The organism is Pseudoxanthobacter sp. (genome assembly GCF_036822375.1).
Classification (GTDB): Bacteria; Pseudomonadota; Alphaproteobacteria; order Rhizobiales; family Segnochrobactraceae; genus Pseudoxanthobacter.
Window position 1 is genome coordinate 1 of record NZ_DAISHT010000009.1, and the last position, 23,896, is coordinate 23,896.

Sequence of the window (23,896 nt, forward strand, 5' to 3'; positions counted from 1 at the left end):
ATGCGCGGGCTGGAGGCGAGCGGCTTGCCGGCCTCAAGGCCGAAGCCGTTGACGACGTTGAGAACGCCCGGCGGCAGCAGGTGGCCGATGAGTTCCATCAGCACGAGGATGGAAGCGGGCGTCTGCTCGGCCGGCTTCAGCACCACGCAGTTGCCGGCGGCCAGCGCCGGGGCGAGCTTCCACACCGCCATCAGGATCGGGAAGTTCCACGGAATGATCTGGCCGACCACGCCGAGCGGTTCGTGGAAGTGATAGGCGACGGTGTCCTGATCGATCTGCGAGATCGTGCCTTCCTGCGCGCGCAGCACGCCGGCGAAATAGCGGAAGTGATCGATGGCGAGCGGCAGGTCGGCGGCCATGGTCTCGCGGATCGGCTTGCCGTTGTCCCAGGTCTCGGCGGTCGCCAGCAGCTCCAGGTTCTGCTCCATCGTGTCGGCGATGCGGTTGAGGATCAGCGCACGCTCGGTCACGCTCGAATGGCCCCACGCATCCTTGGCGGCATGGGCGGCATCGAGCGCGGCGTCGACATCGGCCGCTTCGGAGCGGGCCACTTCGCACAGCAGCTTGCCGTTGATGGGCGAATAGTTTTCGAAATAGCGCCCGCTCTTCGGCTCGGCGAACTGGCCGTTGATGAAGTTGCCGTAGCGCGGCTTGAACGGGGTCGCAGTGGTGCGGGAGACTTCAGGCTTGTTCATGGTTTCCTCCTAAGTGTCGCGCCGTTTTCCGGCGTCGGTATGGGCAGAGCATCGGTTGCTTTGCCGGTCAGGTCACCTGCCCGCCGCGATTTTGCGGGCGGAAGGTGTCGCAGGACTGAGACAGTCGGCGGTCGTCGCACGTGCTGCGCCGCAAGAGGCCCGGCGCATCCTCGTTTTGCATCGCAGCACGGCGCCGGGCCGCGCAGGCCGGGCGCACAACGGCTGCCGCACGCCGGCGCAAACCCGGTCTGCCCGGCAGTTGCATGGGATTATTCTGCGGGGCAGAAGGCCGGCAGCGGAGCCCTCCGGGCAGCTTCTCGCGCGGGCGGTCCGGAAGGCACGGGCAGGGCAGGGCGCTTCAGTGCGGCCGGGCGATGCCCAGCCGGCTGAGCTTGCGGTGCATGGTGGCCCGGCTGATGCCGAGAAGCCGGGCGGCGGCAGAAACGTTGCCCTGCGTGCGCGAAAGCGCGCGCTGCACCGCGCCGCGCTCCGCCGCCAGCAGGTCTTCGCCGGCGGCGCTGCTTCCGTTCAGCAGGTCGCCGGCAGGGAAGGGGTGGGCCAGGCGTTCGTCGGTGAGGCCATAGGCGAGGCGGGCGGCGCGGTTGGCGCCGATCACCAGATCCTCCCGGTCCACCGCCAGCAGCCCGCCGGAGCCGCGCCCGGTTTCCGGGCACAGCACGATGCGGGCGTCGCAGAACGTCTCGCGGAAATTGCGGGCCTCGATCTTCTGCGCCGCCTCCACGGCGGCGGCCGCCACCACCTTCAGCACGGGTGCCGTCAGGTCCGAGCGGCAGGTGGAAACGTCGAGGGCGGCGATGATGCGGCCGCCGGCATCGAAGATCGGCGCAACCGAGCATGACAGGCCGATGTTGCGCGTCATGAAATGCTGGTCGCGCTGGATGGTCAGCGCGCGGCCCTCGGCCAGGCAGGTGCCGACGCCGTTGGTGCCCTCGCTGGCCTCGCTCCACACCATGCCGGTCCACAGGCCGTAGCTGCGAAAATCGTCGTCGTCGCCGGGGCAGCCGCGGCGGTCGAGCGGAACGCCGTCGCGGTCGGTCAGCAGCACGCAGCAGCCGGCATCGCCCACGGTCTGGAACAGCCGGTCGAGCGTGCCCTGCGCCAGCCGCACCAGCGGCTCAAGCTGCTCGTAGGCAGCGTTGAACTCACCGCGGGTGAGGCGCTGCGGCGGGCGGGCGTGTTCGGGATCGAGGCCGTATTTCGAGATCGAACGGGACCATGAAGCAGCGACAACCGATTGTGCAGTGGCGGCCTGATTGCGCAGGGTGCTGAAGATGCGCTCGGCGTGGTGGCCGCCCGGCGTCGCAATCATTGCTTCCACCTCATGTCGCTTCCGGGCCCCTGTCGGGGCGCTTCTTATTGGCCGGCATGGTCCGGGGAATCGCAGCCTGCCGGATACGCCGTATGATGTCGATATAATCCGACGCCATTATGGCAGGAGTCAATCGTATGGCAGGGGTCAATCGCCCGCCAGCCCTTCGTCGGCGCGGTGGCGGCGATCGTGAGTGCGGTAATAGTGCCGCTTGGCTTCGTACATCCGGGCATCGGCCTGCTCCAGCGCGGCGGCCAGTTGTCCGCGCCCGGCGGTGGCTGCGCCGATGGAGAAGCGCAGCGGCGGCTGGTCCGGCTCCGGCAGCAGAGTGCCGGCCGCCGTCTCCAGCGCGGCGATCAGGGTGCTGGCGGCCGCCTCGTCCAGCCCCGGCAGCAGCACGGCGAATTCGTCGCCGCCGATGCGCGAAACCATGCCCGGCGGCAGGATGGTGGCGGTCAGCACCTGCGCCGCCCGTCGCAGCAGCGCGTCGCCGGCGGCGTGGCCAAAGCGGTCGTTGACGCCTTTCAGGTCGTTGAGGTCGATCATCAGCACCGTGACCGGCCACGGCCCCTGACGCCGGAGGCGCTCGACGGTTTCCAGATGAAAGAAGCGATTGTGCAGCCCGGTCAGCACGTCGTGATAGCTGAGGTAGGCGAGATAGGATTCAGCCTGCTTGCGGGCGGTGATGTCATTCAGCGCAACCAGCATCTCCGACCAGTCACTGGCGTCGTCGGTCAGATTGCGCACCCGGATCTGCGCCCAGATTTCCCGGCCGTCGGCGGCCACGTTGTGGCCTTCCACCTCGCCCAGCAGGTGGTCGCCGTTCCACAGCGCGGCGATGTGCGCCCGCAGCGGCGGCAGGCTTTCCGCGGAAAAGAAGCGCGGCAGCGAGCCGCGCAGCGTCGCCAGATCGGAAATGCCGAACAGCGTCAGCAGCGCCTCGTTGGCATCCAGCACCCGGATATCGGCCAGCACCTCAAGCAGAACCTGCGGGTTGTCTTCCAGATAGCGCCCCACATCGGCGATGCCGTCCTGTGTCAGCCGCACCAGCCGGTCACGCACGGCGCCGAGGTTGAGCAGCATCATCGCCACCGGCGAGTGGGCGAACAGCGCCCGCGCCCGCGCCTCGCTGCGGGCAAGGGCGGCGATGGCCTGCTGGCGGGCGGTGATGTCGCGGATGGCGAACAGCACGCGCGACCAGTCGTGTTCGGCGCCGGGCAACAGCACGCCGTCGAGGGCAATGTCCACCTGACGGCCGTCGAGGGTGCGGTTGATGCTGAAGCTGGTCAGGGTTCGGGCGCCGCTCCACAACGCTTCGAATTCGCTGATCAGGGCAGGAATGCTGGCCGCGCTGAAGATCTGCGAAAAGTGCGCGCGCAGTTCGTCGAGGTCGCGGGCGCCATAAAGAGCCAGTGCGCGCCGGTTGATGCGCACCACCGTGATTTCGGCCGAAAGCTGCAGGACGCGGGCGGGGTCGTCTTCCAGCCAGCGGCGCACGTCGGTCATGCCTTCGGCCGCCCAGCGCTCCATCCGGCGACGGACGCCGCTGTAGTCCTCCAGCCAGAGCGACACCGGCGTGAGGTCGAAGAGCGCCATGTCGAACGCTGTGTCGAGCGCCATGCCGTCCGGAAACCCGCCGGCCGCCGCACCATCCGCCGTTACACCGTCCGCGGTCACGCCGTCGGCTGCGGCGCCGGCCCCGTCCGCCCGGCCGGGCAGCGCGCCGTCAGGCCATCGCCGGCCGTCCGCCGCACAGGCGGGCGGCGTCGGATCGGGCGGGGGAGCGGACGGAGGGGCGGTCATCGCACTTTCGGCAATCGTCTGTGGCCCGGCGGGGCCGGAATGGCAGCCCGCCGCAACCCCCAGATTATCCGTTGCCGTGCCGTCCGGCCACACCCCTGACGAAGCCGGATAAATTATCATTTAATATGACTATTCAGGCCGCGCAGACTATGGCATGAGACGGCGGCGGGGGTGCGTGCCCGGCGCAACATGCGGAAGCCCGTGCGGGCGCCGCCGCGCAGGGCCGTTGCCAGAACCAGAGCAGAGACAAGACCAAAGCAGAGAAAAAGCCGGTCCGTGCCGGCGCTACCGGAAGGAAATGCCGACCATGACCGAAGCCGCCACCGCCCGATACACCGGCGTGTTTCCCGTTGCGCCCACCGTGTTCGATGACCGCGGCGCGCTCGATCTGGAAGGGCAGCGCCGCGCCATCGATTTCATGATCGATGCCGGTTCCCACGGCATCTGCATTCTGGCCAATTTTTCCGAGCAGTTCGTGCTCACCGACGATGAACGCGATCAGGTGATGGAAGCCGTGCTGGCGCACGTTGCCGGCCGGGTGCCGGTGATCGTGACGACCACCCACTTTGCCTCGTCCGTCTGCGCGGCCCGCAGCCGCCGCGCGCAGGAGCTGGGCGCGGCGATGGTCATGGTGATGCCGCCCTATCACGGTGCCACCTTCCGCGTCGCCGAGCCGGCGATCCGGGAATTCTATCAGACCGTCTCCGATGCCATCTCGATCCCGATCATGGTGCAGGATGCCCCGGTGGCCGGCACGCCGCTGCCGGCCGCCTTCCTCGCCCGGATGGCCAGCGAGATTGCGAACCTCGCCTATTTCAAGATCGAGGTGCCGCAGGCGGCCGCCAAGCTGCGCACGCTCATCGAACTGGGCGGCGCGGCCATCGAGGGGCCGTGGGACGGCGAGGAGGCCATCACCCTCATGGCCGATCTCGATGCCGGTGCCACCGGCGCCATGACCGGCGGCGGCTACCCTGACGGCATTCGCCAGATCACGGACGCCTATTTCGCCGGTCGCCGCTCCGACGCGCTCGATGCCTATCAGCGCTGGCTGCCGCTCATCAATTACGAGAACCGGCAGTGCGGGCTCAACGCCTGCAAGGAACTGATGGCGGAAGGCGGGGTCATCCGCTCCGCCACCGTGCGCCATCCGCTGCAGCCGCTTCACCCGGCCACCCGTGCCGGGCTGATCGAGATCGCCCGCCGGCTCGATCCGCTGGTGCTGCGCTGGGGCCGCTGAGCGCGCCGGCAGAAGCGGCCTTGCCGGCGCGGGCCGCGCGTCTATAGTCACGGCCCGTGATCAGCGGATGGATTGCGGATGGCCGTGCTCGCGCTCGACTGGGATTGCGGCTCGCTGCAGGCGAGCGAAACCGGCGCCATGCTCGCCGGGCTCGATTTCGTGCTGCCGGGCGGCCGCCGCTTCTCGCCTTTCGCCCGGGCGCACTGGCCGGCGGAGGAGATGGCGGCCGCCGGTTTTGCACCCCATCTCTGCCACCTCGGCGCTGAGTTCGCCTGCCTGCCGTTCGGTGTCGGCGGGCCGTTGGAACAGGTTGCGCCCGCCTGGCGGGGCCTCGGGCTTGAGCGGACCAACGATCCGCCGCACGGCCCGGCCGCCAATGCAGAGTGGAGCGGCCGGGCGGTCGGGGCCGACACGCTGTGTTTCACACTCGATTATCCGGCCGGCCATGCCGTCCGCCGGCTCACGCGCACCATCCGCGCGGTGGCGGGCGTCCCGGCGGTGGACCTGTCGCTGGTCGTCGAGGCGCGGCGGCGGGCCTCCCTCTCCGCCGGCCTGCATCCGATCATCTCGCTCGACAGGCCGTCCGGGGCGCTGACGCTCAGGGTGGCCTTCCGGCAGGGGTTCACCTATCCGGCGGCGGTGCCGGGCGGGGCGATGCTCTCGGCCATCGGCGAGACCTTTTCCGCGCTCGCCGCGGTGCCGGCCCGGGGCGGCGGTACGGTCGACCTTTCGCAGCTTCCCAAGAGCCGGCCGGCCGAGGATGTCGTGCAGCTCTGCGACGTGGCGGGGCCCGTCGAGGTTGACTTTGCCGACGAGGCCGCCGCGCTGGTGATCGACTGGGACCGCCGGTTGCTGCCTTCCTGCCAGTTGTGGATCAGCGACCGGGCGCTGACCGATGCGCCGTGGGGCGGGCGCTATCGCGGCCTCGGCATTGAGCCGATCGCCTCGGCCTTCGACTTTGCAACCGCGGTGTCGGAGGCCGCCAATCCGGTTCGCGCCTCCGGCACGGCAACTGCGCTCGCCATCGATCCCGCGCAGCCGGTGGAAATCCGCTATCGCCTGTCCGCCCGCCCGCTCTGAGGCCGCTCAGAACGTGGCCGAAAGTCCGCCGTCTGCCAGCAGCACCTGCCCGGTCACATAGCGCGCATCGTCGGAGCACAGGAAGAAGGCCGGGCCGGCGATGTCTTCCGGGCTGCCGCCGCGGCGCAGCGGAATGCGCCCGTGCGCCACATAGATGGTGCGGAACCACGCCGCGTCGTGCTCGTGGCTGCCGTCCGGCAGGGCGGCCATCGGCGTGTCGATGAAGCCCGGCGCCAGCGCGTTGACGAGGATGCCTTCGTCGGCGAGATCGCAGGCGAGCGCCCGCGTAAAGTTGACGATGGCCCCCTTGGCGGTGCCATAGGCGAGCGAATCCCGCGCACCCCGCACCCCCTGAATGGACGCGATATTGAGAATGCGCCGCCCTGCCGCCTCGCCCTTGCGGATCAGCGGCAGCATCGCCAGCGTGACCCGGATGGCGCCATCCTGATTGATGGCCGTGACCCGCCGGTAATGAGCGAAGGTCAGATCGCCGAAGCCGCAGGCATCGGTAACCGCCGCGTTGTTGACCAGAATCTCGCAGCGGCCGAAACGGGCTTCGACAACGGCTGCCAGCGCGGCGACCGAGGCCTCGTCGGCGATATCGGTCCGGGCGCCGATGGCAGCCGGGCCGAGCGCGGCCGCCGTCGCCTGCGCGCGCGCACCGTCGATGTCGGCGACGACCACCGCGGCACCTTCCGCGGCCAGCCGGGCGGCAATCGCCCGTCCGATGCCGCCGGCCGCGCCGGTGACAACGGCAACGCGGCCGGCGAGGCGGCGGGCGGGGCGGGAAGGGGCTTCGGTTTCAGGCATCGGGCTCTCCGTCACAACACAGGCCGGCCGCACGACCGGACCGGCAGGTCCGCATAAAATACGATTATTTATCCTTTTCATAGCCGGAACGATGCCGCTTCCGGGCCGATAAGGGCGTCATTCATCGGCGGATTGCGTGGATTTCCGGACGACGAAGGCCAGGGAGGCGATTGACGGCAATAAAAAGTATGATATTTTCAGAAAAACAACAAAGCGCACCGGCTCAAGCCGGGCACCGGACAGACGGAGAACGGACGATGAATTGGATTGAGAAGCTGGCCGCAACAGCGGCTGCCGCCCTCACCCTGACCGCTGCGGCCCCGGCTCTGGCCGGCCCCAACGGCGAGGTGCGCCTGCTGGCCTATGAGGGTTATGCCGATCCGGCGTGGGTCGCGGAATTCGAGAAGGAGACCGGCATCACCGTCAAGGTGACCTATGTCGGCGGCGTCGACGAGCAGATTGCCAAGATGAAGGCGTCGAACGGCAAGGACTACGACGTCGTGACCGTCGATACGGCAAGCCTCAAGGCCTTCGCCGACCAGAAGCTGATCGCGCCGATCGACAAGGAAAAGCTGACCAGCGCGAAGAACCTCCTGCCGGATTTCCAGCCGATGGCGAACGCCACCTTCGACGGCGTCACCTACGGCGTGCCGTGGGCGTGGGGTTCGCTCGGCCTCGTCTATGACAAGAAGACCTTCCCGACGCCGCCGGACAGCTGGGCCGTGCTGTGGGATCCGAAGTACAAGGGCAAGGTCATCTCGCTCGACGATGCCAACAACGACATCAATTTTGCCGCCATCGCCCTCGGCATCAAGGATCCGTTCCACCTGACCGACGCGCAGTTCGCCGAGGTGAAGGACAAGCTCATTGCCCTGAAGAAGAACCTGCTGACCTATTATGCGGGCTTCGATGAAGGCACGACCATCTGGAGCGAGAACGATGTCGTTCTGATGTTCTCCATGGGCGAGCTTGCTGCCGTCAACCTCGGCAAGAAGGGCTTCGATGTCGGCTATGTCATTCCGAAGGAAGGCGCAGTCGGCTGGCTCGACAATCTCACCGTCAGCGCCGGCAGCGACAACGCCGATGCGGCCTATGCGTGGATGAACTTCGCCCTGCAGAAGAAGATCGGCGCCGATATGGCGAAGAAATACGGCTACGGCGCCACCACCGACGCGCCGCAGGGCATGGATTATGCCGGCCGCCTCATCTGGGCGCAGAACCCGGAAGACTACGCGCGCCGGCAGGCGATCTGGAACGAGGTCAAGGCCGCGAACTGATCCTGCCTGACGGGTCCGGCCTCTGACGCACCCCGGCGCGCCCGCTTCCCCCCTCCTGTGGCGCCGCCGGGGTGTCGGCCTGCCCCATCCCTTGTCTGCCGCGGCCGGTCCGGCCGCCGGCTCCTGCGACCGCAAAGCGGGGAATGACGTGCAACCTCTTCTGCATCTGGAGAACGTCTCGAAGCGCTACGGCAGCGTGCGCGTTCTTGACGGCATCGACATCACCGTTGCCGACAACGAGTTCCTGACCATTCTCGGGCCGTCCGGCTCGGGCAAGACCACGATCCTGCGCATCATCGGCGGCTTTGAGACGGTTGACGGCGGCCGGCTGATGTTCGAAGGCCGCGATCTGGCGGCGGTGCCCATCAACCGGCGGCCGTTCAACACGGTGTTTCAGGATTATGCCCTGTTCCACCACATGACGGTGGCAGCCAATGTCGGCTATGGCCTGAAGGTGCGCGGGCGGCCGAAGGCGGAGATCGCGGGCAAGGTTGCTGCCGTGCTGGATACCGTCGGGCTCGGTGCGCTCGGCGGGCGCTATCCCGCCCAGCTTTCCGGCGGCCAGCGCCAGCGCGTGGCACTGGCGCGCGCCATCGTCTGCGAACCGCGTCTGATCCTGCTCGACGAACCGCTCTCGGCGCTGGATGTCGAACTTCGCGCCCAGATGCAGCGCTTTCTGAAGGACCTGCAGCGCCGCCTCGGTATCGCCTTCGTCTTCATCACGCACGATCAGGAAGAGGCGATTGCCCTTTCCGACCGCATCATCGTCGTCAATCGCGGCCGCATCGAGCAGCAGGGCTCGCCCGAGGCGCTCTATCGCCGGCCCCGCACGCCGTTCACGGCCGCCTTCCTCGGCGAAAACAATCTCATTCCCGGCCGGCTGGAGGCGAGCGACGGCCGCCTGTGCCGCGTGCTGTCGCCGGCCGGCCGTGTCGTCGCCGCCGCCGACGGGCCGCCGCCGGCAACCGGCAGCGCGGTGCTCGTTGCCATCCGCCCGGAGCACATCGCCCTGCTGCCCGCCGGGCAGGCCGGCGCCGACGGCGTGATTGCCACGGTCACCGACGTGCGTTTCCTCGGCGCGAGCGTGGTCATCGAACTGGCCGCGCCGGCGCTGGGCGATGCCGTGCTGAAGGTGCGCCGGCTTGCCGACGGCTCGGCCGCCGCGATCCGGCCGGGCGACAGCCTGTCCCTGAGCTGGTCGGCCGAAGATGCCGCCGTGCTCGTGCCGGCCGGCTGAGGGAGGGACGCGCATGACCGCCTCCGACCGCTCCCCGCCGCCCCGCCGCCCGCTCGCCGGTGCCGCGCTCTGGCACGCTCTCAACCTCGGCCTGCCGCTGGCCTTCGTGGTGATCCCGATCCTGTCGTTCGTCATGGTCAGCTTCTGGATGCTGCGCGACGGACAGATCGTGCAGACGCTGACGCTGGAGAACTACCGCACCTTCTTTACCGACAGCGCCTATCTGCCGGTTTATCTCTCCACGGTGCTGCTGTCGCTGGAAGTAACGGTGGTGAACGTGGTGCTGGCCACCGCCATCGCGGTGTTCATCTTCCGCCGCACGGCGCGGGGGCGCTTCCTCATTCTGATGAGCTTCATGCTGCCGCTGTTCATGAGCTACATCATCAAGGTCTATTCGATCCGCTCCATTCTCGGCCAGCGCGGCCTGATCAACGAGGGGTTGCTGGCGGTGGGGCTCATCGACCAGCCGGTCGAGGCGCTGCTGTTCTCGCGCACGGCGATCTTCATCGCGCTGGCGGTGCTCTATCTGCCCTATGCCATCCTGCCGGTTTATCTCGCGCTGGACCGCATACCGGCGAACTATCTGGCGGCTGCGGCCGATCTCGGGGCGAGCCCGCTTCAGGGGCTGCGCGATGTGGTGCTGCCGCTCGGCCGGCCGGGCATTGCGGTGGCCGCGGTGTTCACGTTCGTGCTGACCTTCGGCGATTTCGTCACGCCGCAGATGGTCGGCGGCACGCAGGGCTTCACCTTCGGGCGCATCGTGTTCAGTCAGTTCGGGCTGGCGCTCAACTGGCCGCTGGGCTCCGCACTGGCCGTCATTCTGCTCGGCACGACGCTGCTGGCCGTGGCGCTGGCCGGGCTGGCCATGAAGCGGGAGCATGTGCGATGAGGCAGAAAGCGCCCGTCCTCGATGCGCTGCTCGGCGTTGTGGCCTTCGCCGGCCTCATCGCCCTCTACGCACCGCTCATCGCCACCGCCGCGCTGTCGTTCTTCCAGATCGTGCGGGTGCGCGGCGCCATGGGCTTCGCCCCGTTCTCGGCCGCGCCTTATGCGGCCCTGCTCGCCAATGGCGAGATTCTGTCGGCGCTGGCGGTCTCGCTGGTGGTTGCCGTGCTGGCGAGCCTCGCTTCGCTGGTTCTGGGACTGATGTTCGCGTTCTATTTCGTGAACGCCCGGCGCACCTTCGGCACCCTCATGCAGATGATGGTCTTCCTGCCGTTCCTGCTGCCGCCGATCATCACCGGCCTGTCGCTGCTGATCGCCTTCCGCGAGATCGATCTGACGCGCGGGCTCGTCACCATCGTCATCGGCCACATCGTGTTCATCGTGCCGGTGGTCTACCGCACGGTGCTGGTGCGGCTGCAACTGCTGGGCCGCAGCCTCACGGAAGCCTCGCTCGATCTCGGCGCCTCGCAGGTGCAGACGCTGTTCTACGTCATCCTGCCGCAAATGCGCCCGGCGCTGATTTCCGGTGTGCTGCTCGCCTTCGCCATCTCGTTTGACGAAACCCTGATCACCCTGTTCGTCGCCGGCTCGGAAACGACGCTGCCCATCCGCCTGTGGGCGATGATGCGGGTCGGTTTTGTGCCGGAGATCAATGCTCTGGCAACCCTCATCCTGCTGTTCACCGCCCTCATCACGCTCGCCATCGGGCTGATGCAGCGCGGGCCGGCCGGCCACAGTTCGTAAGTGCCGTTCGCGGCTTTCAAGTCGCCACGCCCAGCCCTTCCGGGAGAAGACCCTTTCCCATGAAAATCGAGACCGTCGATTTCTTCTATCTGGCCATGCCCGAGATCACCACGGCCGCCGACGGCAGTCAGGATGCCCTCGTGGTGCGTGTTTCCGCCGGCGGCCTGACCGGCTGGGGCGAGTGCGAGGCCGCACCGCTGCCCTCCATCGCCGCGTTCGTGTGCCCGATGTCCCATGGCGCCTGCCAGCCGGTCGGCGCTGCCGTGCTCGGCCAGCGGCTGGAGGGCCCGGCCGATATCGCCCGCATCGCCGCACAGGTCGAATATGACAGCATGGACCTGCTGCAGGCGGCGCACACCTGGTCCGGCATCGAGATGGCGCTGTGGGATCTGCTCGGCAAGGCGCGCGGCGAGCCGGTCTGGAAGCTGCTCGGCTATGCGCAGTCGTGCCGCAAGACGCCCTATGCCTCGCAGCTTTTCGGCGACACCCCGCAGGAGACGCTGGAGCGCGGCCGTCAGGCGCGCGCCAACGGCTTCCGCGCCGTCAAGTTCGGCTGGGGCCCGTTCGGGCGCGACGGGCTGGCGGCGGATTCCGATCATCTCGTGGCGGCCCGCGAGGGACTGGGGCCGGACGGCATCCTGCTGGTCGATGCCGGCCAGATCTTCGGCGAGGACGTGGAGCGGGCGGCGCTGCGGTTGCCGGCGCTGGAAGCGGCGCGCACGACCTGGCTTGAGGAGCCGTTTGCCGCCAGTGCCTATGCCGAATATGCCGCGCTGGCCGCGCGCACGCCGGTGCGGCTCGCCGGCGGCGAGGGGGCGCACAATTTCCATATGGCGCGCAACCTGATCGATTATGGCAACATCGGCTTCGTGCAGATCGACTGCGGCCGTATCGGCGGCATTGGTCCGGCGAAGCGCGTTGCCGACCACGCGGCGGCGAAGGGGGTGACCTACGTCAACCACACCTTCACCTCCAATCTCGCGCTCAGCGCCTCGCTGCAGCCGTTCGCGGGCGTTGCAGAGGCGACGATCTGCGAATATCCGGTGGCGCTGCAGCCGCTCGCCGCGGCGCTGACGGTCAACCACATCACCCGCGCCGAAGACGGCACCATCGCCGCCCCGGAGGCGCCGGGCCTCGGCATCGAGGTCAGCGTGGAAGCGTTGCAGACCTATCGGGTGGATGTTGAAATCGCCGTCGGCGGGCGCACGGTGTTCCGTTCGCCGGTCGCGGCCTGAGTGCAGCAGGGCAGGGGGACGAGCCATGACACGGATGCCGGGGCAAGACCTCTCTCTGCCCGATACGCCGGCCGAGGCCGACGATGAGGCCGATGGCGGGACCGGCGCGGAGAACGGCGCCACCGGCTACCGGCTGCGCGGCCTGCAGGGGCGCCTCATCCGCGACATCGGCGAAAGCGTGGTGCGGGGGCTCTATCCGCCCGACACCCTGCTGCCGCGTGAAAGCGAGCTGATGGAGCGCTATTCCGCCTCGCGCACTTCGGTGCGCGAGGCCATCAAGGTTCTCGCCGCCAAGGGGCTGGTGGAAACCCGCCAGAAGATCGGCACGCGCGTGCGGGCACGCGACCAGTGGAACATCTTCGATGCCGACGTGCTCGCCTGGCACGATTTCAACGAGGACGGCGACGAGGTTCTGAAAGACCTGATCGAGATGCGCCAGATCGTGGAGCCGCCGGCCGCCCGCTTTGCCGCCGGCCGGGCCACGCTGGACGACATCGCCGCCATCGGGCAGGCGTGGGAGGCGATGCGGGCTGCAACCGGCGATCCGGCGGCCTACACGCGCGCCGACGTGTCGTTCCACATGGCGGTGTTCCGCGCCTCTCACAACCTGCTGCTGAAGCGCTTCGCGCACATCGTGGCGAATTTTCTGCAGATCAGTTTCCGTATCCAGCAGGAAGCGCTGGTGGGCGACGAGCAGCTCGACGATGATGTTGCCGTGCACCGGGAGATTTTCGAGGCCATCAACCGCGGCGATGCGGCGGCGGCCGAAAACGCCATGATGCGGACGATCCTCGATGGCAAGACGCACCTGCACAAGGCCCGCGCCCGCTTTCGCGAACGCATGAGGAAGGGCAAATGAGCGCTCGCCGCCCCGCGATCCGGCTGCTGTGCGACAGTGCCGATGCCCTTGGCGAGGCGCCGCTGTGGCACCCCTGCGACGGCCACCTTTACTGGCTCGATCTCACCGGCATCCGTCTCCACCGGCTGGAGGCCGACGGTACGCTGACGACACGGTTTCCCGCCCGGCCGGGCCCGCTCGGCGCCATCGTCGCCGGTCCGGCGGCCGGCGAGCTGGTGCTGACCGCCCCCGACGGGCTGTGGCTTTATGACTGGGCGGCCGACAGCCTGACCCCGCTCTGCCACCCGGAGGCGGGGCGCACCGCCATCGGCTACAACGATGCCAAGGTGGACCGCGCCGGACGACTGTGGATCGGCACCAGCGATCTGGCGGAACAGGACCCGCGCGGCGCGCTGTGGTGCTGGCAGTCCGGCGCGGCACCCGTGCTGGCGGAAGCCGGCCTTACGGTCGTCAACGGCCCGGCGTTCTCGCCCGATGGCCGCACACTCTATCTGAGCGACAGTGTCGGCCGCCGCATTCTGGCCTTCGACGTGGCACCCGGCGCTTCGGTGCTCACCAATCGCCGCGTCTTCGCATCGATGGCGGTCGACGAGGGCTATCCCGACGGGCTGACCGTCGATGCCGACGGGTTTCTGTGGGTGGCGCACTGGGATGGCTGGCGCGTGACGCGCTTTTCGCCGTCGGGCGAACGCGCCCTCGTGCTGCCGCTGCCGGTGCCGCGGGTGACGAGCCTCGCCTTCGGCGGGCCGGGTCTGGCGACGCTGTTCGTCACCACCGCGCGCGTCGATCTGCCCGCCGTGGTGCTGGCGGCGGCACCGCTGTCCGGCAGTCTGTTCGCGCTGGAACCCGGCGTCGGCGGCCTGCCGGAGCGCCCCTTCGTCCCGTCTGTGCAATGATGGCGCCTGCCGCCGGCGTTCTCTCCGGCGGCAGGCGGTCGCATCAGGCGCCGTAGCCGACGATGCCCTTGATCTCCAGGAAATCGCGCAGCCCGAAGTCGGCATATTCGCGGCCGTTGCCGGACTGCTTGTAGCCGCCGAACGGCGCAAACAGGTCCCAGGCCGGATAGTTGATATAGACCGAGCCGGCCCGCAGCCGCGCCGCCACCCGGCGTGCCTGCGCCAGATCGGCGCCCTGCACATAGGCCGCCAGCCCGTAAGGGGTGTCGTTGGCGATGCGGATCGCCTCCTCAACGCTGCCGTAGGGAATGATCGACAGCACCGGGCCGAAGATCTCTTCCCGCTCGATGCGCATGCCGGGCTTCACGTCGCCGAACACCGTCGGCTTCACATAATAGCCGGTCTCAAGGCCCTCCGGCTTGCCGGGGCCGCCGGCCACCAGCATGGCGCCTTCGGCGATGCCGGCCCGGATGAGATCCTGCACCTTGTCGAACTGCATCCGGCTCACCAGCGGGCCGATGACCGTTTCGGCATCGGCCGGCCGGCCGACGCGCGTTTCAGCGGCGGCGCGGCGGGCGATCTCAAGGGCCTCCGCGTGGCGGTCCGCCGGCACCAGCATCCGCGTCGGTGCATCGCACGACTGGCCGGTGTTGGAGAAGCAGGCCTTCGCGCCCGTGGAAACCGCGCTCTCCAGATCGGCATCCGGCAGCACGATGTTGGCGGATTTGCCGCCCAGCTCCTGCGCCACGCGCTTCACGGTCGGCGCGGCATTGCGGGCCACCTCGATGCCGGCGCGGGTGGAGCCGGTGAACGACACCATGTCGATGCCGGGATGGGCGGAGAGCGCCGCGCCCACCTCCGGCCCGGTGCCGTTGACGAGGTTGAACACGCCCTTCGGCAGCCCGGCCTCGTGCACGATTTCGGCAAACACCATGCCCGAGACGGGCGCGATTTCCGATGGCTTCAGCACCATGGTGCAGCCGGCGGCAATGGCCGGGGCCACCTTGCACATGATCTGGTTCAGCGGCCAGTTCCACGGCGTGATGAGGCCGACGACGCCCACCGGTTCGTGGGTGACGAGGGTCGTGCCGCGCTGCTCGTCGAAGGCGAAGTTGCGGAACGCCTCGATGGTGGCCTGCAGGTGGCCGCGGCCGGCATAGGCCTGTGCGTCGCGCGCCCAGCTGAGCGGGGCGCCCATCTCGCGGCTGATGGCCTGCGCCACATCCTCGTAGCGCGCCTCATAGACCGCAAGCAGCCGCTCCAGCAGGGCGAGGCGCTCGGCGCGGCTGGTGAAGGCAAAGGTCTCAAAGGCGCTGCGCGCCGCCGCGACCGCCCGGTCGACATCGGCGGCGGTGCCGAGCGAGATCTCGGCGAAAACCGCCTCCGTCGACGGATCGACGACACCGAACGGCCGGCTTTCCAGCGGTGCGACAAAGGCGCCGTCGATGTAGAATTTCAGATAGTCCGTCGTCATGGTCTGTCTCGTCTCGTCGGAAGGGGCGTCACAGCCCGAGGGTGTTGCGCATCCGGCCATAGGCAATGCGCACGGCGGCGCCGAGCGGCCAGAAGGCGTGGAGGGGAAAGCTGCGGGCCGGGCGAACCGGCATGTCGAGCGCCCCGGCGGGCGTTCCGGTTGCCCAGCGCGCCAGCTCGCCGCCCATGGCGCTCGCCATCGCCACGCCGCGGCCGTTGTAGCCGATGCAGGCCATGAGGCCGGGCGCCGGGTTCGTCAGCACCGGATAGTGATCGGCGGTGATGGCGAGCTGTCCGTTCCAGCCGTGGCTCCACCGGAGATCGCCGAGGAACGGCCACAGCCGGCGGGTATAGTGCATCAGGTCGCCAAAGGCCTGCGGGCCGGCCAGCGGCTTCAGCCGGCTGCGGCCGCCCATCAGCAGCCGTCCGGCGGCATCGAGGCGGTAGTAGACGGTGATCGACTCGTGCTCGTAGAGCACATGGCGGCCGGGCAGGATGCGCGCGACCGCTTCCCGCGGCAGCGGTTCGGAAGCGACGATGCCGCCATAGACCGGCACAACGGCGCGCTTCAGGCCGGGCCACAGATCGTCGGTGTAGCCGTTCGTCGCCAGCACCACGCGGCCGGCGGTGACGCGGCCGCCGGGGGTTTCGATCTGCCAGCCGTCGCGCGTGCGTTTCAGCGCCGTTGCCGGCGAGCCGGCGTGCAGCAGGGCACCGGCCTTTTCCGCCGCCGTGGCCAGCCCGCGGCTGTAGGCAAGCGGATTGAGCGCACCGCCGCGCCGGTCGACCGCACCGGCGACATAGCGGCCGGTGCCGGTCATGCTCTCCATGGCGGCCCGGCCGAGCCATTCCACGGGGGCGCCGCGGCGGGCAAGATCGCCGGTTGCACGTTCCAGAAAGGCGACAGAACCGGGGCTGAAGGCCGCGCGGACGGTGCCGCTGCGCACTGCCTCGCAGGCGATGCCGGCCTCCGCGATGATGGCGAACACCTTGTCCGGCGCGCCGCCGGAGAAGGTCACCATGCGGGCCCCGAGATCGGCTCCGAAGGTCTTTTCGACGACGGCGGGCTCGTATTTCAGGCCGGGGTTGATCTGGCCGCCGTTGCGCCCGGAGGCGCCCCAGCCGAACGTGCTGGCCTCCAGCACGGCGACGCGCACCCCGGCGCGGGCCAGATGCCAGGCCGTGGAAAGCCCGGTGATGCCGCCGCCCACCACCGCCACATCGACGGCGGCCTCGCCGGCGAGCGGGCGCACCGGCGGCGCGGCACCGGCGGTCAGCGCATAGACGGCACTGGCGTCGCGGGCGCGGCGCCACCGCTCGGCACGGGTCTCAGCCCCCATCATGCACCTCGTCTCTCAGATCGGCTTTCAGGCTGCGGCGGCGTTTCACGCGCCGCGCAGCACGATCAGGTCTTCCGGCGCCCAGGTCAGGCGCACGGTCTCGCCGGGTTGCAGGCCCGCCAGCCGGCGCATGTCGCGGTTGCGCACCTGCAGCGGCGTGCCGTCCGCAAGGGTGACGAGCAGGCGGTATTCGACGCCCAGATAGGTGCTCTGCCGGAGCGTCACTTCCACGCCCGCCTCGCCCTCGTCGGCGAGGTGGATTTTCTCCGGGCGGATGGCGATGCGCACCGCCTCGCCGGCGCCCGGCAGGGCATGGTGGCCGGCTCCGGTGCGCCAGCCGGCCCCGGCAATGGTGTTGCCGGCCCCGACCCGCCCTTCCAGAACATTGGCCTCGCCGATGAAATCGGCGACGAACGGGTTGGACGGGGTTTCGTAGAGCGCCTGCGGGGTGCCGATCTGGGCCAGCGCGCCATTCTCGAACAGGGCGATGCGGTCGCTCATGACGAGCGCCTCCTCCTGATCGTGGGTGACGGAGATGACCGTTGCGCCGAGTTGCTTGACGATGCGCAGGATCTCCGTCTGCATCGTGCCGCGCAGCTTCTTGTCGAGTGCCGCCATCGGCTCGTCGAGCAGCACCAGCTCCGGGCCGAAAACCAGCGCGCGCGCCAGCGCCACGCGCTGACCCTGCCCGCCGGAAAGCTGACGCACCGAGCGCGGCCCGAAGCCGGAGAGGCCCACCACGTCCAGCATCGCGGCCGCCCTGCGTGCCGCGTCGGCCTTGTCGCAGCCGCGTGCCAGCAGCGGAAAGGCCACGTTGTCGGCCACGCTCATGTGCGGAAACAGGGCATAATCCTGAAACACCATGCCGATATTGCGCCGGTTCGGCGGCGCACCGGCCACGCTGACGCCATGCATGCGCACATCGCCGCGGTCGGGCTGCATGAAGCCGGCGATGATGCGCAGCGTCGTCGTCTTGCCGGAGCCGGAAGGCCCGAGCATGGTCAGGAACTCGCCCTTGCGCAGGGTGAAGGAAATGTCCTTCAGCGCTGCGACGGAGCCGAAATTCTTGGCGATGCCGGAAAGCTCAAGAGCGAAGGGCGTGGTTTCGGAGGAGCCGGACATCACGAATTCCGTGTCTTGAGAAGGGTGATGGCACCGAGGCCGAGGGCGGAAACCGCAATCAGGATGGTGCCGACCGCCGCCATGGTGGGGTCGAGCTCGGCGCGCAGCTGGCTCCAGATGAGAACCGGCACGGTGCGCAGCCCGGGATCGGTGAGGAAGATGGCGACCACGACTTCATCCCATGACGTGATGAAGGCGAAGATGCCGCCGGAGGCCACGCCCGGCGCGATCAGCGGCAGCAGCACGCGGCGGAAGGTGTAGGCGCGGCTGGCGCCGAGCCCGAGGCCGGCAAGCTCAAGATTGGGATTGACCGACTGCAGGCTTGCCGTGACCGAGACCAGCACGAACGGCAGTGCGAGCACCGTGTGGGCCAGAATGAGCGAGGCCAGCGTGCCGGAAAGCCCCCAGCGGGCAAACACCAGATAGATGCCGACGGCCAGCACGATGACCGGCGTCACCAGCGGGCTGAGCAGGATGCCGCGGACGATCGCCTTGCCGCGAAACGGCACGCGGGCCAGAAACAGCGCCGCCGCCGTGCCGAGCACCATGGAGAGCACCGCGGTGCCGAGCGCGGTTTCGAGGCTGGTCAGCGTGGCGGCCCGCCAGGCCGGACTGGTGACGACGTTCTGGTACCACTGCAGCGAAAAGCCCTGCGGCGGAAAGCGGATGGTGCTTTCGGCGGTGAACGAGATCGGTACGATCACCAGCGTGGGCAGCAGCAGGAACAGCGCGATGGCCGCGACCACCAGCCAGAACAGCGCGCGGAAGAACAGAGGCCCCGGTCTCATGAGCGTTTCTCCGACGCGGCCCGCCGCCGCTTCATCTGCATCGCAAGGCCGGCAAGCGCGAAGATGAGGGCGGTGATGACAAGCAGGATGGCGGCAAGCGCGCTGCCGAAGCTGAGATTGAGCAGTTCCGTCACCTGTGCGGCGACGAGCTGGGCGATCATGGTGTCGCGCGGGCTGCCGAGCAGCGCGGGCGTGATGTAGAAGCCGAGCGCCAGCGTGAAGCACAGCAGGCCGCCGGCCCACACCCCGGGCAGGGTGAGCGGCAGGAACACCCTGAAGAAGGCGCGCACCGGGCCGGCCCCGCAGATGCTGGCGGCCTCCATGAGCCGCATGTCGACTTTGCGCATGGCGGCGAAGATCGGCAGCACCGCGTAGGGCAGCAGGATGTGCGTCATGCCGATGACGACGGAGAGCCTGTTGCGGATGAGCCGCACCGGGCTGTCGGTGATGTGCAGGGCCATCAGCGCACGGTTGATGAGGCCGCTGTCCTGCAGCAGCACCATCCATGAAAAGGTGCGCAGCAAAAGGCTGACCCAGAACGGCAGCAGCAGGCACATGGCCAGCACCGCAAAGCCGATGCGCCCCGCCCGGACCATGGCGAAGGCATAGGGATAGGCCAGCAGCAGGCAGAGCCCCGTTACGATCAGTGATGTCTGGAAGGTCTGCGCGATGACGCGTCCGTAGAGCGGCGAACCGGCGATGCGCGCGTAGTTGGCGAGCGATCCGCCCGGCACGCTGGAAAGCAGCACCAGAACCAGCGGGTAGAGAAAGAACGCCCCGAGGAACAGCAGGGCCGGCAATCCCAGAAGCCAGCCCGTGCCGGGCGCGCTCCTGCGGGCCGGGCCGGGGCCGGCGATGGCCCGCGGCCCGGCGGGGGCTTCGGTCAGCGACATCGCAGTCTCCCTGTGCCACGCCGCCCTCTCGCCCGGCACGGGCCGGGCGCGGGCGGGGGCGACGGAATTTCGGTCAGACGGAAGGGGCCGGGCCGGCCGCAGGCAGAGCGCGCGGCCCGGCTTCGTTTTCAGGCCGTGGCCGGCCGGCTCACATCAGCAGCCATTCCTGGAAGCGCTCGTTGACGGCAGCTTCGTTCTTGCTCCACCAGACGTAATCCACCACGACGCGGGTGGCGAGATGGTCGGTCGGCAGGTTGCCCTTGAAGGGGCTGTCGATCAGCGCCACGGCATCCTTATTGGTGGGACCATAAGGCATGAGGTTGGCGAACTCCGCCTGCGCCGGGGCGGACGTGAACACCTTCAGCGCCTCCATGGCGGCCTTCTTGTCCGGCACGCCCTTCGGCACCACCCAGTAGGCGCTCTGCGTGGTCCACTGGCCCCAGCCGATGGCGACCGGCGCGGACTTGGCCGCCTGCACGGCACGCCCCACCCAGACGAGGCCCATCGCCGCCTCGCCGCTGGTGAGGAACTGTTCCGACTGCGAGCCCGTCTCCCACCAGATGAGATCGTCGCGGATGGTGTCGAGCTTCTTCAGCGCGCGTTCCACATCGATCGGATAGAGCTGGTCCGGCGCCACGCCGTCGGCGATCAGCGCGGCCTCGAAGATGCCGCCGGAGGCGTATTTCCACACCGCCCGCTTGCCGGGGAAGGTCTTGGTATCGAAGAAATCGGCAAAGGTCTCCGGCACTTTGCCGCTGAACTTGTCGGTGCGGTAGGCGATGACGGTGCCTTCGACGTCGGCACCAAGGCGATAGTCGCCGGCGTAGCCGGGCAGGAAAACGTCGCGGTCGATGATGGTGTAGTCGATCGGCTCCAGCCACTGGGCCTGTGCCTCATGGCCGAAATTGTCGCCCACCGCCACGATATCCCACGTCACATGGCCGGATTCCGCCATGGCGATGATCTTGGCATCGCTGGAGGGGCTGTCCTGACGCACCGTAAGGCCGGGATAGACCTTCGGCAGGCGATCGAACATCGCCCGGGCCTGTGCCTCCTGATAGGCGCCGCCGTAGCTGGCGACAGTCAGAACCGTGCCGTCGGCGGCCTGTACGGTGCCGATGAAGACCGGCATGGCCGGCGCAAGAAGACCCGCGGCGCCAAGCCCGAGCCCCTTCAGGACCGCCCGCCGCGTGGTGGTGATCTTCGTCTCGTCCATGATTCAGAACCCCTGGACTTCAAAACCTCTGGAAGCGGCCCTTGTTCGGCCTGCCGTCACACTGGCACCGCGAAACGCGATCCGGCAACAGGAATTTTTATAAAATGAAAAAAATATGAGATTTTCATTTTTCCCGATGTTATCTGTCGTGACAGAGCGGGATGCTGAACGAGCGAGGGATCAGCGTGACGCAAGGACCGATCACATTTCGCTGGAACGGGCGTCCGGTTGCGGCCGCGCCCGGCGACACGCTGGCCGCCGCGCTGTGGCGGGCGGGCATTCGCCGCACGGCGGCCACCCGCAAGCGGCACCTGCCGCTCGGGCCGTCCGGCAGTTTCGTGGCCGGCGCTCTGGCGGGCGTCGATGGCCGGCCCAACGTGCGGCTCGACCGGGCGCTGGTGTGCGAGGCGGTGAGCGGTGACGGCGGTCCGGCGGCAACGGAGCAGAACACCTGGCCTTCGCCGCATTTCGATCTGCTGCGCGCTGCCCGCCTGCTGCCGGCGCGCCTGCTCTATGGCGGCTTCGAGCACGGGCGGCTGGTGCCGCGCAGCCCCGGTCTGTTCGCCCGCTTCGAGCGTCTGCTGGCCTTTCTGGCCGGCGTCGGCGAGGCTGCCCACATCGGAACCGGGCCGCTGCCGCAGGGCCGGCGGATCGCGGTCGATGTGCTGGTGGTGGGCGGTGGCCCGGCCGGGCGGGCGGCAGCCAATGCGGCCGCGGCCGACGGCGCTTCGGTCGCGCTCGTCTCGCGCAGCGCCGAACCCGGCAGTTTCGCCCGGGCGATGGGCGTGGCCCTTCCGCCGCTTGACGGGCGTGTGCAGGTGTTCACCCGCACCGAGGTCTTCGGGCTTTATCGCAAGGGTGCGCTCGTTGCCGCGGCGCCGTTTGACGATGAGGCCGGCGCGCTGGTGTTCGATCCGGGCCGCACGGTACTGGCGACGGGGCAGCACTCGGTGCCGCCGGTGGTGGCCGGCAATCACCTGCCGGGCGTGATCGATGCCCATTTCGCGCTTTCGCTGGCCTCCGAACATGGCGTCAGGCCCGGCGCGCGCGTTGTCGTGGTCGGCACCGGGGCAGAAGAGGCCGTTGCCGCGCGGCTGCGCGGGGCGGGTGTGAATGTGGTGGCGACGGCACCGGTGTCGACGCTGACCGCCATTCGCGGGCGCAACGGCGTGCGTGCAGCGGTGCTGAACCGCACAATTGCCTGCGACTGCGTCGTGCATGCCGGTCCGTGGCGGGCGGATCCGGGGCTTGGTTTTCAGGCGATGGCCGAGGGGCTCGGCCAGCTGGGCACCGGGTTTTCGGAAGCCGCCGGGGTTTCGCTGGCCGGCAGCGCGGCACAGGCGCCGCAGGCCATCGCGCTGCCGCTGCGTCTCGATCCGGCGGCCTATGTCTGCCCGTGCATGGATGTGACGGTCGGCGAGGTTCTTACCCGCATCGCCGGCGGCGAAAGCGACCTTGAGGTGCTGAAGCGGCTGACCTCATGCGGCATGGGGCCCTGTCAGGGGTTTCCGTGCTGGGAGATGCTGGCCGCGGTGGTGGCGCGCGCGGCGCCGGATGCGCCGCAGGCCGTGCGCCGGCCGAGCCACCGCACCCCGCGGCGCGGCCTGACGGTGGCTCAGGCCGCCGGTCTCAACGGTCTGGTGGAGCCCGATCAGTCATGAGCATTTTCCGATCCCGGTCCGCCCGTGCGCTGCCGTCGTCGGCATCCGTGGTCATCATCGGCGGCGGCATTCAGGGGCTGGCCTGCGCCTTCAACCTTTGGGAACTCGGCGTGCGCGATGTCATCGTGCTCGATGCCGGTTACTGGCAGGGCGGGGCTTCGGGCCGCAACGGCACTCTCATCCGCGGCGGCTTCGGCACGCCGGAGTGGACGGCGCTGTTCCAGTTTTCCAACGAGGCGTGGAGCCGCCTGTCGCGCACCCTCGGCCACAATGCGATGTTCACCCGGCGCGGCTACATGATGGTGGCGGAGACCGGGCGCACGGCCGACATGCTGCATTCGCTCGCCCCCGTCCATGACCAGTGCGGCGTGCGCCACCGCATGCTGAAGGGGCGGCAGGTGGAAGAGGCGCTGCCGGCCATCGATGCGAGCCAGGTGAAATGCGGCCTGATGCTGCCCGACGGCGGGGTGGCGCCGCACCATGCCGGCATGAAGGCCTTTCGCGCCGCGTGCGAGGATCGCGGCATCGACCTGCGCTATCGCACCGCGGTGACGGGCATCGAGCGCACCGGCGGGCGCGTGTCGGCCGTTCTGGTCGGCGACCATCGCATTGCCGCCGACAGCGTGATGGTGGCGGCGGGCGGGCACAACCCCGTTATCGCGGCCATGGCGGGCGTCGGCCTGCCGGGCTTCGGCATGCGCATCGAGGCGATGGCGCTGGAGCCGGTGCGCCCGCTGATCCGCCCCGCCCTCGCCCTCATCGACAGCCTTTGCTACATGCACCAGACCGGCCGCGGCGAGGTGGTGGGCGGCACGGAGGTGCCCGAGCGGCCGCGCATGAGCCTGTCGGCCGATCTGCCGGTGATGGCGGCGACTGCGGCGGTCTATGCGCGGCTGTTTCCGGCCCTGCGTGCGGTGCGGGTGCTGCGGCACTGGGCCGGTCTCATCCATGCCACGCCCGATTATGCGCCGATCATCGGCGAGCATCCCGCGCTTCGTGACCTGTGGTTCAGCGGCGGCTGGTCTTATGGCTGGGCAGGGGGGCCGGGAACCGGCATACTTCTCGCGCGCGCGATCGCGGGAGTTGAGTTCGACAGCCGTCTGAGGCCGTTTGCCATCGATCGCTTCGAGCGGGGCAGGCCGCTCAACGATCCGGCCATCGTTCTCTGAACGTCCTGATCTGCCTTTCGGGTTTCTTTATCTCTGCTGGGGTTGCACATGCCGTCAGAAAGCGTTGCGGAACAGGCTGCGCCGTC

The 23,896-nt window shown here is 68.9% G+C and carries 20 protein-coding genes and 1 pseudogene; 11 read left to right on the forward strand and 10 right to left on the reverse strand.

The genetic code is table 11. From position 1 onward, the window contains the following. The 3 genes and pseudogenes from adh to V7067_RS02145 all read right to left on the reverse strand — a co-directional run. A pseudogene (gene adh, locus V7067_RS02135) lies at positions 1–695 on the reverse strand (aldehyde dehydrogenase); the annotation flags it as partial. Positions 696–1,053: 358 nt separating this feature from the next. Further along, on the reverse strand, positions 1,054–2,025 hold the full coding sequence (locus tag V7067_RS02140; RefSeq protein ID WP_334174222.1) for a GAF domain-containing protein: 972 nt from the start codon (positions 2,023–2,025) through the stop codon (positions 1,054–1,056). Positions 2,026–2,172: 147 nt separating this feature from the next. Next, positions 2,173–3,645, reverse strand: coding sequence for a sensor domain-containing diguanylate cyclase (locus tag V7067_RS02145; protein WP_334174223.1), 1,473 nt, complete (start codon positions 3,643–3,645; stop codon positions 2,173–2,175). 490 nt (positions 3,646–4,135) lie between these two features. On the opposite strand from V7067_RS02145, the gene V7067_RS02150 reads away from it, so the two are divergent. Together V7067_RS02150 and V7067_RS02155 are read left to right on the forward strand one after the other, a co-directional pair. After that, positions 4,136–5,065 carry a dihydrodipicolinate synthase family protein gene (locus V7067_RS02150; protein WP_334174224.1) on the forward strand — a complete coding sequence of 310 codons (930 nt, stop codon included), beginning with the start codon at positions 4,136–4,138 and terminating at the stop codon, positions 5,063–5,065. A 78-nt stretch (positions 5,066–5,143) separates the two neighbouring features. After that, entirely contained in the window at positions 5,144–6,145 is a 1,002-nt protein-coding gene (locus V7067_RS02155) for a hypothetical protein (protein ID WP_334174225.1), read from the forward strand. A 6-nt stretch (positions 6,146–6,151) separates the two neighbouring features. On the opposite strand, the gene V7067_RS02160 is transcribed toward V7067_RS02155, so the two are convergent. Next, the gene (locus V7067_RS02160; RefSeq protein WP_334174226.1) at positions 6,152–6,955 is read right to left on the reverse strand and encodes an SDR family oxidoreductase; all 804 of its coding nucleotides are present in this window, start codon (positions 6,953–6,955) and stop codon (positions 6,152–6,154) included. Positions 6,956–7,212: 257 nt separating this feature from the next. Here V7067_RS02160 and V7067_RS02165 point away from each other — a divergent pair, with 257 nt between their 5' ends. From V7067_RS02165 to V7067_RS02195, 7 genes are all read left to right on the forward strand, one after another. After that, positions 7,213–8,232 (forward strand): extracellular solute-binding protein, encoded by a 1,020-nt coding sequence (locus V7067_RS02165; RefSeq protein WP_334174227.1) that lies wholly within the window; start codon positions 7,213–7,215, stop codon positions 8,230–8,232. 148 nt (positions 8,233–8,380) lie between these two features. Next, positions 8,381–9,469 carry an ABC transporter ATP-binding protein gene (locus V7067_RS02170; protein ID WP_334174228.1) on the forward strand — a complete coding sequence of 363 codons (1,089 nt, stop codon included), beginning with the start codon at positions 8,381–8,383 and terminating at the stop codon, positions 9,467–9,469. A gap of 13 nt (positions 9,470–9,482) precedes the next feature. Further along, complete coding sequence (locus tag V7067_RS02175; protein WP_334174229.1) at positions 9,483–10,358, forward strand: ABC transporter permease; 876 nt, start codon at positions 9,483–9,485, stop codon at positions 10,356–10,358. Continuing rightward, the gene (locus tag V7067_RS02180) at positions 10,355–11,158 is read left to right on the forward strand and encodes an ABC transporter permease (protein ID WP_334174230.1); all 804 of its coding nucleotides are present in this window, start codon (positions 10,355–10,357) and stop codon (positions 11,156–11,158) included. The genes V7067_RS02175 and V7067_RS02180 overlap by 4 nt, the downstream gene beginning before the upstream one ends. 59 nt (positions 11,159–11,217) lie before the next feature. After that, positions 11,218–12,393 carry a mandelate racemase/muconate lactonizing enzyme family protein gene (locus V7067_RS02185; protein ID WP_334174231.1) on the forward strand — a complete coding sequence of 392 codons (1,176 nt, stop codon included), beginning with the start codon at positions 11,218–11,220 and terminating at the stop codon, positions 12,391–12,393. A 25-nt stretch (positions 12,394–12,418) separates the two neighbouring features. Then, complete coding sequence (locus V7067_RS02190; RefSeq protein WP_334174232.1) at positions 12,419–13,252, forward strand: FadR/GntR family transcriptional regulator; 834 nt, start codon at positions 12,419–12,421, stop codon at positions 13,250–13,252. After that, a complete protein-coding gene (locus V7067_RS02195; protein ID WP_334174233.1) occupies positions 13,249–14,148 on the forward strand; it encodes an SMP-30/gluconolactonase/LRE family protein in 900 nt (299 codons plus the stop codon). The genes V7067_RS02190 and V7067_RS02195 overlap by 4 nt, the downstream gene beginning before the upstream one ends. Before the next feature lie 43 nt (positions 14,149–14,191). On the opposite strand, the gene V7067_RS02200 is transcribed toward V7067_RS02195, so the two are convergent. The 6 genes from V7067_RS02200 to V7067_RS02225 all read right to left on the reverse strand — a co-directional run bounded on the left by V7067_RS02200 (position 14,192) and on the right by V7067_RS02225 (position 20,980). Further along, positions 14,192–15,622: an aldehyde dehydrogenase family protein gene (locus V7067_RS02200; RefSeq protein WP_334174234.1), complete on the reverse strand. Its 1,431-nt coding sequence runs from the start codon at positions 15,620–15,622 to the stop codon at positions 14,192–14,194. 28 nt (positions 15,623–15,650) lie between these two features. Next, positions 15,651–16,964, reverse strand: a complete 1,314-nt coding sequence (locus V7067_RS02205; RefSeq protein WP_334174235.1) for an FAD-dependent oxidoreductase — start codon at positions 16,962–16,964, stop codon at positions 15,651–15,653. 42 nt (positions 16,965–17,006) lie between these two features. Continuing rightward, positions 17,007–18,083 carry an ABC transporter ATP-binding protein gene (locus tag V7067_RS02210; protein WP_334174236.1) on the reverse strand — a complete coding sequence of 359 codons (1,077 nt, stop codon included), beginning with the start codon at positions 18,081–18,083 and terminating at the stop codon, positions 17,007–17,009. After that, positions 18,083–18,871 (reverse strand): ABC transporter permease, encoded by a 789-nt coding sequence (locus V7067_RS02215; protein ID WP_334174237.1) that lies wholly within the window; start codon positions 18,869–18,871, stop codon positions 18,083–18,085. Before V7067_RS02215 ends, V7067_RS02210 begins: the two co-directional genes overlap by 1 nt. After that, complete coding sequence (locus V7067_RS02220; protein WP_334174238.1) at positions 18,868–19,764, reverse strand: ABC transporter permease; 897 nt, start codon at positions 19,762–19,764, stop codon at positions 18,868–18,870. Before V7067_RS02220 ends, V7067_RS02215 begins: the two co-directional genes overlap by 4 nt. A 148-nt stretch (positions 19,765–19,912) precedes the next feature. After that, positions 19,913–20,980, reverse strand: a complete 1,068-nt coding sequence (locus tag V7067_RS02225; RefSeq protein ID WP_334174239.1) for an ABC transporter substrate-binding protein — start codon at positions 20,978–20,980, stop codon at positions 19,913–19,915. Between the two features lie 161 nt (positions 20,981–21,141). On the opposite strand from V7067_RS02225, the gene V7067_RS02230 reads away from it, so the two are divergent. Next, entirely contained in the window at positions 21,142–22,641 is a 1,500-nt protein-coding gene (locus tag V7067_RS02230) for a 2Fe-2S iron-sulfur cluster-binding protein (RefSeq protein WP_334174240.1), read from the forward strand. Next, a complete protein-coding gene (locus V7067_RS02235; RefSeq protein ID WP_334174241.1) occupies positions 22,638–23,810 on the forward strand; it encodes an FAD-binding oxidoreductase in 1,173 nt (390 codons plus the stop codon). The genes V7067_RS02230 and V7067_RS02235 overlap by 4 nt, the downstream gene beginning before the upstream one ends. Positions 23,811–23,896: the final 86 nt, after the last annotated feature.